General features: G+C 56.0%; 11 protein-coding genes. 8 read left to right on the top strand and 3 right to left on the bottom strand.

Going from position 1 to position 12,777, the window contains the following annotated elements; translation table 11 throughout:
- The first annotated feature begins 8 nt into the window (after positions 1-8).
- Positions 9-1,022 carry a Gfo/Idh/MocA family protein gene (locus tag VI01_RS04145; RefSeq protein ID WP_045814079.1) on the top strand — a complete coding sequence of 338 codons (1,014 nt, stop codon included), beginning with the start codon at positions 9-11 and terminating at the stop codon, positions 1,020-1,022.
- Between the two features lie 46 nt (positions 1,023-1,068).
- Positions 1,069-1,965: a myo-inosose-2 dehydratase gene (gene iolE, locus VI01_RS04140; RefSeq protein WP_045814078.1), complete on the top strand. Its 897-nt coding sequence runs from the start codon at positions 1,069-1,071 to the stop codon at positions 1,963-1,965.
- A gap of 144 nt (positions 1,966-2,109) precedes the next feature.
- Here the strand turns inward: iolE and glpD are convergent, their stop codons facing one another.
- Positions 2,110-3,618: a glycerol-3-phosphate dehydrogenase gene (gene glpD, locus VI01_RS04135; protein ID WP_034819696.1), complete on the bottom strand. Its 1,509-nt coding sequence runs from the start codon at positions 3,616-3,618 to the stop codon at positions 2,110-2,112.
- 228 nt (positions 3,619-3,846) lie between these two features.
- On the opposite strand from glpD, the gene glpE reads away from it, so the two are divergent.
- The 5 genes from glpE (at position 3,847) to malQ (ending at position 10,559) form a co-directional block, all read left to right on the top strand.
- Positions 3,847-4,173 (top strand): thiosulfate sulfurtransferase GlpE, encoded by a 327-nt coding sequence (gene glpE, locus VI01_RS04130; protein WP_045814077.1) that lies wholly within the window; start codon positions 3,847-3,849, stop codon positions 4,171-4,173.
- Positions 4,174-4,205: 32 nt separating this feature from the next.
- Positions 4,206-5,030 carry a rhomboid family intramembrane serine protease GlpG gene (gene glpG / locus VI01_RS04125; RefSeq protein ID WP_038644257.1) on the top strand — a complete coding sequence of 275 codons (825 nt, stop codon included), beginning with the start codon at positions 4,206-4,208 and terminating at the stop codon, positions 5,028-5,030.
- A 41-nt stretch (positions 5,031-5,071) separates the two neighbouring features.
- Positions 5,072-5,830 carry a DeoR/GlpR family transcriptional regulator gene (locus VI01_RS04120; RefSeq protein ID WP_045814076.1) on the top strand — a complete coding sequence of 253 codons (759 nt, stop codon included), beginning with the start codon at positions 5,072-5,074 and terminating at the stop codon, positions 5,828-5,830.
- 187 nt (positions 5,831-6,017) lie between these two features.
- A complete protein-coding gene (gene malP / locus VI01_RS04115) occupies positions 6,018-8,423 on the top strand; it encodes a maltodextrin phosphorylase (RefSeq protein ID WP_045814075.1) in 2,406 nt (801 codons plus the stop codon).
- A 90-nt stretch (positions 8,424-8,513) separates the two neighbouring features.
- Positions 8,514-10,559 carry a 4-alpha-glucanotransferase gene (gene malQ, locus VI01_RS04110; RefSeq protein WP_045814074.1) on the top strand — a complete coding sequence of 682 codons (2,046 nt, stop codon included), beginning with the start codon at positions 8,514-8,516 and terminating at the stop codon, positions 10,557-10,559.
- Positions 10,560-10,596: 37 nt separating this feature from the next.
- On the opposite strand, the gene nfuA is transcribed toward malQ, so the two are convergent.
- On the bottom strand, positions 10,597-11,172 hold the full coding sequence (gene nfuA, locus VI01_RS04105) for a Fe-S biogenesis protein NfuA (protein ID WP_034819678.1): 576 nt from the start codon (positions 11,170-11,172) through the stop codon (positions 10,597-10,599).
- A 58-nt stretch (positions 11,173-11,230) separates the two neighbouring features.
- Complete coding sequence (gene gntX / locus VI01_RS04100) at positions 11,231-11,908, bottom strand: DNA utilization protein GntX (protein ID WP_045814073.1); 678 nt, start codon at positions 11,906-11,908, stop codon at positions 11,231-11,233.
- Between the two features lie 34 nt (positions 11,909-11,942).
- On the opposite strand from gntX, the gene bioH reads away from it, so the two are divergent.
- The gene (gene bioH / locus VI01_RS04095; protein ID WP_045814072.1) at positions 11,943-12,719 is read left to right on the top strand and encodes a pimeloyl-ACP methyl ester esterase BioH; all 777 of its coding nucleotides are present in this window, start codon (positions 11,943-11,945) and stop codon (positions 12,717-12,719) included.
- The last annotated feature ends 58 nt before the right edge of the window (positions 12,720-12,777 follow it).

Raw genomic sequence — 12,777 nt, 5'->3', positions numbered from 1 at the left:
GTGTAATTATGACGCTCAAACTCGGTGTAATTGGTACCGGTGCAATTGGTCAGGATCACATTCGTCGCTGCAACAATGTGTTGCAGGGCGCGAAAGTGGTGGCGGTTTCAGATATCAACGTGGAAGGGGCCCGTGCGGCGCTGCAGCGTCTGAATATCGAAGCTGAGGTGTATCAGGATGGTCATCAGGTGATTCACTCGCCGGAGGTGGATGCCATTCTGGTGACATCATGGGATCCGACCCACGAAGAATTCACCCTCGCCGCCATTGCTGCTGGCAAGCCGGTGTTCTGCGAGAAGCCGCTGGCGATGAGCGCCGAAGGCTGCCGCCGCATCGTTGATGCCGAAATTAAACACGGTAAACGCCTGGTGCAGGTGGGCTTTATGCGTCCGTACGATTCAGGCTATCGCGCGTTGAAGAAAGTGATCACTGACGGTGAAATCGGCGAGCCGCTGATGCTGCACTGTGCGCACCGCAACCAGAGCGTGGGCGAAAATTACACCACCGATATGGCGATCACCAACACCCTGATTCACGAGCTGGACGTGTTGCGCTGGTTGACCGAAGACGATTATAAATCGGTGCAGGTGGTGTTCCCGCGTTCCACCTCGAAGAGCCATGCCAAATTGAAAGATCCGCAAATCGTGCTGTTCGAAACCCAGAAGGGCATCCGTATTGATGTCGAGATCTTCGTGAACTGCGCATACGGCTACGACATTCAGTGTGAAGTGGTGGGCGAAGAGGGCATTGCCAAACTGCCTGAGCCTTCCTCTATTCAGATGCGCAAAAACGCGCGTCTCGGCAATGCGCTGCTTACTGACTGGAAAGACCGTTTCATTGAAGCCTATGACGTTGAACTGCAGGCCTTCATCAATGACGCCACGGCGGGCAAGTTGACCGGTCCTTCCGCCTGGGATGGGTTTGCCGCTTCCGTTGCGGCGGATGCGTGCCATAAAGCCCAGAACAGCGGCGCTATTGAGCCGGTGACCATGCCTGCGCGTCCAGACTTTTACGCCAAATAACTGAATCCGTGCGCTAACACTTCTCTCTCAGAATCAGGGAATTGAAATGAACAAAGACAATGTAAAACTGGCGATTGCGCCAATCGGCTGGACCAACGATGACATGCCAGAGCTGGGCAGCGAAAACACCTTCCAGCAGACGGTGAGCGAAATGGCGTTGGCAGGTTTCACCGGCAGTGAAGTCGGCAGTAAATACCCGAAAGATCCCGCAGTGTTGAAACCGATGTTGGATATTCGTGGTATCCAAATCTGCAATGCCTGGTTCAGCACTTTCTTCGCCAACGGTGACAAGGCGAAAACCATCGACGAGTTCACCCATCACATGAACTTCCTGCACGCCATGGGCGCGCGCGTGATTGGCTGCTCTGAACAAAGTAAAAGTATTCAGGGCACCACGCTGGCGGTGCTGGAGCAGAAACCGATCTTCACGGATGAAGAGTGGCGTCTGACGGCGGAAGGCTACAACGAGTTGGCTGAAATCGCGGCGAAGAAGGGCATGCGCGTGACGCTGCACCATCACATGGGGACCGGCATTCAGACCCCAGCGGAAATCGATCGCTTTATGGAATCGACCAATCAGAATGTCGGCCTGCTGTATGACACTGGCCACATCTACTACTCCGAAGGCTCACAGCAGGCGATGCTGGATGTGCTGACCCAATACCTGCCACGTATTTTCCACGTGCACCTGAAGGATGTGCGTGACAGCGTGGTGGCTGAAGTGCGTGAAAAATCACTGTCGTTCCTTGATGGCGTGAAGAAAGGCACCTTCACCGTGCCGGGCGACGGCGTGATTGATTTCAAACCGGTGTTCAAAATCCTCGACGATTACGGCTACAAAGGCTGGATGGTGGTGGAAGCGGAGCAGGATCCGGCACTGGCCAATCCGTTCGAATATGCGGTGAAAGCACGCAAATACATTCGCGAGAATACCGGGTTATAAGTTCAATGATACGCAATGAATTGCACCGCTGCGGATTGTGCACTTCCGTTGTAGCGGTGCGATTCATCGCGCTGTTTTGACTTCAGACACCATAAAAAAGGCCGTTACCCCTTTCAGGATAACGGCCTTTTTATTTGGCCTGGATTACGAAGCCAGCGACAGCGCCGGTTTCTGACCGTTGACCGCCAGCCACTCGCGAATGCGTGCCTGCTCGGCTTCTGTCAGCCACATACCTTGTTTGGTACGACGCCAGATCGCATCATCCAGTTCGCGCACCCACTCATTTTTCACCAGGTAGCGCAATTCAGCTTCATAAAACTCGTGGCCGAAGTTCTCGCCCAGATCCGCCAGACTGCTTGCGCCAGCCAGCAGTTCTTCGGTGCGGCTGCCGTAGGTACGGGCAAAGTGGCGCGCCATGCCTTCGCTGATAAACGGATAGCGACGACGTAAGCCTGCGGCGTAATCTTCACGAGTGCCAGAGAAATCACCGCCTGGCAGTACTGCTGATTTAGTCCAGGCTGGGCCAGCGTTGGGATAGTACTTCGCCAGTTTCTCCAGTGCGTGCTCTGCCAGCTTACGATAGGTGGTCAGCTTACCGCCAAACACCGACAGCAGCGGCGCCTGGCCGTTGTCATCGTGCACATCCAGCGTGTAATCACGGGTGATGGCCTGCGGAGAATCCGATTCGTCATCACACAGCGGACGCACACCAGAATAAGTCCAGACGATGTCATCTTTGCTCAGCTGCTGTTTGAAGTGTCCGTTAAACACTTTCAGCAGATAGCTGATTTCGTTGTCATCGATCTTCACGTCTTTCGGATCGCCTTTGTACTCCACATCTGTCGTACCGATGATAGAGAACTCGTCCATCCACGGAATTACAAACACGATACGGTTATCTTCGTTCTGCAGGATGTAAGCCTGCTTTTCACGGTGTACGCGCGGCACCACAATGTGGCTGCCTTTGATCAGGCGAATGCCATAAGGTGATTTTAATTTCAGACCATCGTCGAACAGTTGCTTCACCCATGGGCCAGCGGCGTTAACCAGGCCTTTAGCGCGCCAGGTGAAAATTTTGCCGGTATCGATATCTTCCGCTTCTACCATCCAGAGACCGCCTTCGCGCCATGCACGGTTAACGCGGGTGCGGGTGCGCACTTCGCCACCCTGTTTCACCACTTCCTGCGCGTTAAGTACCACCATGCGCGCATCGTCCACCCAGCAGTCGGAATATTCGAATCCGCGCGTGATCTCAGGCTTAAGGGCCGATTCCGCGCCAAAACGCAGGCCTTTACTGCCCGGTAGGGTGGTGCGTTTACCCAGGCGGTCGTACATAAACAGGCCAAGGCGAATCATCCACGCCGGACGCAGATGCGGGCGATGTGGCAAGCGGAAGCGCATTGGGAAGGCAATGTGCGGTGCCATTTTCAGCAGCACTTCACGTTCGGCCAGCGCTTCGCCCACCAGGCGGAATTCGTAATGTTCCAGGTAGCGCAGGCCACCGTGGATTAATTTAGAGCTGTTGGAGGAGGTTGCACAGGCCAAATCCCGCGCCTCCAGCATCAGCACTGACAGTCCGCGTCCTGCAGCGTCCACTGCAATGCCGGCTCCGTTAATGCCGCCGCCGATCACGATCAGGTCTTTGGTTTCCACGTCATCTCCTCCGATGTTCGGAATAGTTCTAAAATGTTCGTTTTCGAGCGTAATAATAATCGGAAACCAACATTGATGCCAGCGCTTAACTCAATAAAAACATTTTTGCGTGATATAGCTAACATTCCTGCAGGAAAAAAAATCCATAGCCATAACTTTTGTCAGGTTATCGCGACGGATTCTCAGGTTAAACTAGGCGCTAATTGTGACGACCTTATGAGAGACACCATGGAAAACTTCGAATGTATTTCGGTTCATCAGGCTAACGAGCACCTGGCACAAGGCGCACAGCTGGTGGACATTCGCGACCCACAAAGCTTTGCCATGGGCCACGCGACAGGATCGTTGCATCTGTCGAATGACAATCTGGCGGACTTTATCGCGCAGGCGAATCATGCGTTGCCGGTGCTGGTGATGTGCTATCACGGCAACAGCAGCAAAGGGGCGGCGCAGTTTTTGTTAGGGCAGGGATTCAGTGCAGCGTATAGCATCGATGGCGGTTTTGACGCCTGGCGTGCCGTGTTCCCCGCGCAGGTGGCCACTGGCGGCGTCTGAGACGATCACATAAAGGAAGGAGAACCCGCACGATGCGCATTACTCAGTTCAACAACCCGCGTATGGCGCAGGCGTTTGTGGATTACATGGCAACGCGCGGCGTCACGCTGCGTATTGAGCGCGAAAGCCACTATGTCATTATGCTGGATGATGAAGCCAGGCTGGAGATGGTTGAAAACGAACTTGCCCAGTTCGTACGCGACCCTAATCATCCACGCTATCAGGCCGCCAGCTGGCATACAGGCAGTACCGAAAGTGGCTTGCGCTATGAACGCAGCAACATCTGGGCGAATATTCGTGAACGCGCAGGCCCGCTCACCATGACGATCATGATTGCCTGCGTGGCGGTGTTCATCATGATGCAGATTGTCGGTGATGATGTGGCGCTGGATTGGCTGGCGTGGCCTGCTGACTCCTCGCAGTATTTCCAGGTGTGGCGCTGGTTTAGCCATGCGTTGTTGCACTTCTCACTGCTGCACATCCTGTTCAATCTGATGTGGTGGTGGTATCTCGGTGGCGCAGTGGAGAAGCGCATTGGCAGCGGCAAGCTGTTTGTGATTATGCTCATTTCCGCGCTGTTGAGCGGCTGGATGCAGGCTAAATTCAGCGGTGTGCTGTTCGGCGGACTATCGGGCGTAGTGTATGCGCTGATGGGTTATTGCTGGCTGCGTGGCGAGCGCGATCCCGAAAGTGGCATTTATCTGGAGCGCGGTCTGATGGGCTTCGCTATTGTATGGCTGATTATTGGCTGGTACGGCGCTTTTGGGCTGTCGATTGCTAACGCTGCACATGTCACCGGCTTGCTGGTCGGCCTGGCAATGGCGTTTGTCGATACGCGCAATGTGGCACGTCGGTAGCAGGTATAAAAAGAAAACGGCTCTGAGCCGAGGAGAGAGATGTGAAGCAGACGCAACGTCATGACGCCATTATCGATTTGGTGCGACGCCAGGGATATGTCAGTACGGAAGAGCTGGTGGATCACTTTGAGGTGAGCCCGCAAACCATTCGACGTGACCTGAACGATCTGGCCGATCAGAATAAAATCCTGCGTCATCACGGTGGCGCGGCGCTGCCTTCCAGCTCTGAAAACACCGCATGGCAGGATCGTAAAATGATGTGGTCGGCGGAGAAAGCGCGCATTGCCGAGCGTGTGGCGAGCCAGATCCCCGATGGTGCCACGCTGTTTATCGATATCGGCACCACGCCTGAAGCGGTGGCGCATGCCTTGCTGAACCATAACAATTTGCGCGTGGTGACTAACAATCTCAACGTGGCAATTTTGCTGATGGCGAAACCGGACTTCCGCGTGATCATCGCCGGCGGTGAAGTGCGTACGCGCGATGGTGGCATCATGGGCGAAGCGACGCTGGATTTCATCTCCCAGTTCCGCCTCGACTACGGCATTCTCGGCATCAGCGGTATTGATATGGATGGCTCACTGCTGGAGTTCGATTACCACGAAGTACGCACCAAACGCGCGATAATCGAAAACTCACGCTGCGTGATGTTGGTGGTGGACCATTCTAAGTTTGGCCGTAATGCGATGGTGAACCTGGGGAATATGAGCCTGATTGACTATATGTATACCGATCAGACGCCGCCCGCCAGCGTGCTGAAGGTGATTGAGCAACACGAAGTCCATCTCGAACTCTGCTAATCCATCCTGCCGGGGCGGTCACCGTGCCGCCCGCAGGGTCGCATCAGGTTGAGCGCCACGCTTAAATCCACTTTTTTTCCCTTCATCCGCATTTCTCTGTCGCTTTTTTCTTCGCCCCCGGCTTTACTTATCCTTTCTGGTTATGCGCTCGCCCATCTTTACCGTTAACGGATTCGAAGGGATTGATATGTCGCAGCAAAAATTTAATAAGACACGTTTCGACGCCGCACTTACCCGCCAATGGCAGCACCTTGGACTCACCTCCGCCCAGCAAATGACACCGCATCAGTGGTGGCAGGCATTAAGCCGTGTGCTGACGGAGATGCTCGCCACACAGCCGCCCGCCACACCGCGCGCAGGCCAACGCCATGTGAACTATCTGTCGATGGAGTTTCTCATCGGCCGCCTGACCGGCAACAACTTGCTGAATCTCGGTTGGTACGACGAGGTGAAGGAAGCGCTGGCGGCGCATCAGGTAGAACTCAGTGAATTGCTGGAGGAAGAGGTGGATCCGGCGCTTGGCAACGGTGGATTGGGGCGCCTGGCCGCGTGCTACATGGACTCCATGGCCACTGTCGGGCAGGCCGCGATGGGACATGGCCTTAATTATCAGTACGGTTTGTTCCGCCAGACCTTTGACGATGGCCAGCAAAAAGAGGCGCCGGACGACTGGCAGCGCAACAGCTATCCGTGGTTTCGCCATAACGCCGCGCAGGATGTGCAGGTTGGCATCGGCGGCAAAGTGAAGAAAAACAGTGATGGCTCGCTGCAGTGGCGACCTAAATTTCATCTTAAAGGTGAAGCCTGGGATTTGCCGGTGGTCGGCTACCGCAATGGCGTGACGCTGCCGTTACGTTTGTGGCAAGCCACCAGCGTGCATCCGTTCGATCTCACCCTGTTCAATGATGGCAAGTTCCTGCAGGCCGAACAGCCCGGCATTGATGCTGACAAACTCACCAAGGTGCTGTATCCCAACGATAATCACGCTGAAGGGAAGCGCCTGCGCCTGATGCAGCAATATTTCCAGTGCGCCTGCGCGGTGGGGGATATTCTGCGCCGCCACCATCTTGCCGGGCGCTCGATTCACACCTTGCCCGATTTTGAAGTCATCCAACTCAACGATACCCATCCCACCATCGCCATCCCGGAAATGCTGCGTATTCTGCTGGATGAGCATCAATTGAGCTGGGATGAAGCCTGGCACATCACCAGTCGTGTTTTCGCCTACACCAATCACACGCTGATGCCAGAAGCACTGGAGCGCTGGGATGAACAGCTGGTGCGCGATCTGCTGCCGCGCCATATGCTGATCATCCGCGAAATTAACCAGCGGCTGAAAAAAATCGTCAAGAAGCAGTGGCCTGGCGACAGCGCGACCTGGCAGAAGCTGGCGGTGGTGGCCGACGGGCAGGTGCGTATGGCGAACCTGTGTGTGGTGAGCTGTTTCGCCGTGAATGGCGTGGCTGCGCTGCACTCTGAGCTGGTGGTGAAGGATCTGTTCCCGGAGTATCACCAACTGTGGCCGACCAAATTCCATAATGTCACCAACGGCATCACACCGCGCCGCTGGTTGAAGCAGTGCAATCCGCTGCTGTCGAACCTGATTGATGAGACGTTGCAGGTGGAGTGGGCCAACGATCTGGATGCGCTGGAATGGCTGGCGCCCTATGCGCGTAAGAAAGCTTTCCGTCAGCAGTTCCGTACCATCAAGCAGCAGAATAAGCTGCGGCTGACCGTGTATATCAAACGCGTGACCGGCATTGATGTGAACCCTGATGCGCTGTTCGATGTGCAGATTAAGCGGCTACACGAGTACAAACGTCAGCACCTCAGCCTGCTGCATATGCTGCACTGCTATCGTCAGCTGCGGGACAATCCTGATAACCCCGACTTTGTGCCACGCGTGTTTCTGTTTGGTGCGAAAGCCGCGCCAGGCTACTACCTGGCCAAGAACATCATCTACGCCATCAACAAAGTGGCTGAAGTGATTAACAACGATCCCAAAGTTGGCGATCGGTTGAAAGTGGTATTTATTCCGGACTATCGCATTACCGCCGCAGAGCTGATGATTCCGGCAGCCGATCTCTCGGAGCAAATCTCGACCGCCGGTTATGAAGCGTCCGGCACCGGGAATATGAAGCTGGCGCTGAACGGCGCGCTGACCATTGGCACGCTGGATGGCGCAAACGTTGAGATCGCCGAAGCGGTGGGCGAGAAGAACATCTTTATCTTCGGCAATACGGTGGATGAGGTAAAGGCGCTCAAAGCCAACGGCTACAGCCCGAAAAAGCTGCGCAAGCAGAATAAGTATCTGGATGGTTTGCTGAAAGACCTGGAGAAGGGCAAGTTCAGTGCAGGTGACAAGCAGGCATTTGACATGCTGCTCACCAGCCTGACCAAAGGCGGCGATCCCTGGCTGGTACTGGCCGATTTCGAGGCTTATCTCGAGGCGCAGCAGCAGGTTGAAGCCTTGTGGAAAAATCCGGAGGCGTGGACCAAAGCGGCGATTCTTAACACCGCGCGCACCGGGCGTTTCAGCTCCGATCGTTCGATTCGCGATTACCAGCAGCGTATCTGGCAGGCCGCGCGCTGATTTACAGCTCGCCAACAATGGCAACCCGATGTTGTTCGGTACGGTTTTCGTCGGGTGCGCATGGATGCGCACCGCACCCAAGGAGATGCGATGACACTCAGTAAACTGGATAAGGCCGCGCAGGACGCGGGTATTGCGGTAGATTTTACCAACGCGAACGGTGAGCGGGTGCGCATTAGCGACGACACCAAACGTGCACTGCTGGCGGTGATGAATACGCCGGAAGGTAAAGCGCCACCACTGCCGCCGGTGCTGGTTTTTACCCCGCGCCGTCCGCGTCAGTGTTGCCCGCAGGGCAAAGGCGAGTTTAGCTGGCAGTTTGAAACCGAACGCGGCAAAACTTACAGCGGCACGCTACAGGCGGGGGAAGCCTTCGCGTTGCCGCCGCGTCTGGCGCAGGGTTATCACCGTTTGACCTTGCGGCAGGGACGTCAGCAGTGGCACTCGCGCATTATTATCGCGCCACGTCGCTGCTATTTATCCGAACCGCTAGCGCAAGGCGACAAACGCTGGGGAGCGCTGGTGCAGCTTTACACGCTGCGATCCGATCGCAATTGGGGGATCGGTGATTTTGGCGATCTTGCGCAAATGCTGGAGCAGGTTGCCGCTCACGGTGGCGATTTTGTTGGCCTCAACCCGTTACACGCGCTTTATCCTGCGCAGCCTGAACACGCCAGCCCTTATAGCCCCACCTCGCGTCGCTGGCTGAATATGTTGTATATCGACATCAATCAGGTCGCGGCATTTGCACAAAGTGATGAGGCACAGCGTTGGTGGAAACGCGCTAAAACGCGCAAGGATGTGCAAGCCGCGCGCGCAACTGACTATGTCGACTATCGTGCGGTGGCGGAGTTGAAAATCACGGCGCTACGTCTGGCCTGGCAGCAATATCAGCCTGAGCAGGCGTTCCTGCAATTTGTCGCGGAGGGCGGCGATCATCTGCGCTATCAGGCGGCGTTTGACGGCATTCTGGCAGAACGCAGCGCTCAGCAGGAGAAGGCGTGGGGATGGGCGTCATGGCCGGAAACCTGGCGCAATGCGCACCAGCCCGAGGTGCAACAGTGGTGCTCGCAGCATGAGGACGAGATTCAATTCTGGTGCTGGTTGCAGTGGCTGGCGCAACAGCAATTTGCCGCCTGCTGGCAGCGCAGCCAGCAACTCGGCATGACGGTGGGGCTTTACCGTGATCTCGCCGTGGGTGTGGCGCAGCACAGTGCAGAAACCTGGCAGGATGCGCAGCTGTATAAGCTGGGCGCTTCTGTGGGTGCGCCGCCGGATCGCCTGGGGCCACTGGGGCAAAACTGGGCGTTGCCGCCGCTTGATCCGCACGAGATGCGCGCGCGCGGCTATCAGCCTTTTATCGATTTGTTGCGCGCCAACATGCGTGATTGCGGCGCGCTGCGTATCGATCACGTGATGGCGTTATTGCGGCTGTGGTGGATTCCGTATGGTGAGACAGCGGATAAAGGCGCCTATGTGTCGTATCCGGTGGACGATTTGATGGCGATTCTGGCGCTGGAAAGTCAGCGCCATCGCTGCATGGTGATCGGCGAGGATCTGGGCATTGTGCCGCCGATCATCGTCCGCATGATGCGCAGCCACGGTATTTTCTCGTGGAAAGTGCTGTTCTTCGAACAGGAGCGCGATGGCCGCTACCGCCAGCCTTCGGCTTATCCTCGCCAGTCGATTGCCAGTGCCAGTACCCATGATTTGCCCACGTTGAGCGGATTCTGGCAGGCGGAAGATTTGGCATTGGGTGAAAAGCTTGGCATGTATCGTGATAGCGTGCTGCGCTCCCTGCAACAACAACGCACGGCACAAAAGCAGGCTTTGCTGGATGCCTTACAGCAGGCGGGGGCCATGCCTGCTCGCAGTCGTCAACCTGCGTTGAAACAACCGCTTACGCCGGCGCTGAATGTGGCGATGCACCGTTACCTGGCCCGCACGGAAAGCGCACTACTGGGATTGCAGCCGGAAGATTGGCTCGGCATGACAATGCCGGTAAACGTGCCTGGCACCGTGGATGAGTATCCGAACTGGCGGCGCAAGTTATGTGTCTCGCTGGAAGAGATGTTTGCCGACAAAGCCGTGAAGCACGTTCTGAAAGCGGTGAATGACGGGCGCAAAGCGAGGTAGAAATCTGCGGCAGCTCGGGTGCGCTGCCGCAAGAAAATCAGTAATAAGAGTGCTCGCCGCGCTGGTGTTCAGTGAGGTCACGCACACCTTTCAGCTCAGGGAACGCTGCCAGCAGCTCTTTCTCGATGCCATCTTTCAGCGTGACGTCGATCATTGAACAGCCGTTACAGCCGCCGCCAAACTGCAGAATCGCGTAACCGTCATCGGTGATTTCCATCAGGGATACACGACCACCGTGACCAGCCAGCTGTGGGTTGATCTGCGCTTGCAGCAAATACTCCACACGCTCAACCATTGGGGCATCATCCGACACTTTGCGCATCTTGGCGTTTGGCGCTTTCAGCGTCAGCTGGGAACCGAGGTTATCGGTGACAAAATCGATCTCAGCATCTTCCAGGTAAGGCGCGCTCAGCTCATCAACATAGGCTGACAGCTTTTCGAACTTCATTTCAGTATCAGTGGCTTCTACTGCATCGGGTGGGCAGTAAGAAACACCGCATTCAGCGGTTGGCGTACCCGGATTAATGACGAATACGCGAATTTGTGTGCCATCTTCTTGTTTTGATAGCAATTTTGAGAAGTGCTCTTGCGCAGCATCAGTAATAACGATCATGGCGATTGCTCAATAGTTGACTAAATTACTTGGTTATAATACGCCCAACGCCGACGCTCTACAAGGTACGGCACAGGCAGCCAATATGCACGCTGGCCGCGCCTTGCGCCAGCAAAATGCGGCTGATTTCTGCCACCGTGCTTCCGGTGGTCACCACATCGTCGATGAGCAGGATATGGCGTCCGCGCACCGGCATTTCAAGGGAAAAGGCCCCGCGCAGATTCTTTTTCCGCGCCGAAGCGCGCAACGCATGCTGGACCAACCCCCGCCGTCTGCGGCGCACCCCGGCACGATATTCACAACCTAGCCAGCGTGCCAGCGGTTTTGCCAGCAGCTCAGCCTGATTATAGCCACGCTGCCAGGCTCGACGCCGATGTAACGGCACACTCAACACCAAATCGATGCGCGGCGTCAGGTTATCGCGGCGACTATTTAACAATTTTAACAAAAGCAGCCGCGCCAGCATCACTCTGAGTGCGGTTGCCCGAGAAAATTTCAGCTGGATGACCCAATCACTCAGCGGCGGCAGGTAATCACTAACGCAGGTCAGGCTGTGCCACGGCGGTGGACGACGCAGACAGCGGCCGCACAATCGGGTGCCGCTGGCCGGCAGTGCACAGCAGGGGCAGATCGCGGGCAGCGCCGGGATTTGTTGCACACAGCGGCTGCATAGCCCATGTCTGGCAATCTGTAATGGCAGGCGGCATAGCCAACACAGGGCAGGGATTGATAGCATAGCGGCCTCTTTTCACTTTTCGGGAGTGTAACCGATGAGTTCGCTTTACTGGCACACCACAGGCACGGGCGATCGCGATCTTGTGCTGCTGCACGGCTGGGGATTGAATGCCGAAGTGTGGCAGAACATTGTTCCACGACTCAGCCCGCATTTTCGTCTGCACCTGGTGGATCTGCCCGGCTTTGGCCGCAGCCAGGGGTTTGGTGCACTGACCTTAGCCGACATGGCTCAACAGCTGGTTCCACAACTGCCTGAGCGTGCAGTGTTGCTCGGCTGGTCGCTGGGGGGACTGGTTGCCAGCCAGATTGCACTGACGCAGCCTGAACGTGTCACCGCGCTGATTAGCGTGGCATCGTCGCCCTGTTTTACCGCGCACGAGGATTGGCCGGGCATCAAGCCTGAGACGCTGGAGAGCTTCCAGCAGCAGTTGAGCAATGATTTCCAGCGCACCGTAGAACGTTTCCTGGCCTTGCAAACCATGGGTACGGAAAACGCTCGCCAGGATGCACGTCAGCTCAAAGACGTGGTGCTATCGCAGCCAATGCCTTCGGTCGCGGTGCTGGAAGGTGGACTGGAGATATTGCGTGAAGTGGATCTGCGCGCGCAGCTGCCGCAGCTGACAATGCCTTTTATGCGTCTGTATGGATCGCTGGATGGATTAGTCCCGCGTCGCATTGCAAAGCAGTTAAATGAGGCGTTGCCGTGCTCACCTGCAGTTGTGATGGAAAAAGCGGCACATGCGCCATTTATCTCGCACCCTGACACATTTTGTCAGCATATTATCTATTTTATCCAAGCGGTTAGCCGTTAAATCTATTGCGGCAGTGGCAATTCTTTCATCAGCGGTAATACTTTTGACGTGAGCTGAG

This window comes from Pantoea sp. SM3 (assembly GCF_000963995.1).
Lineage (GTDB): Bacteria > Pseudomonadota > Gammaproteobacteria > Enterobacterales > Enterobacteriaceae > Pantoea > Pantoea rwandensis_B.
Note: the sequence above shows the minus strand (reverse complement) of the source record. Positions and strands in the feature narration are given on the sequence as shown.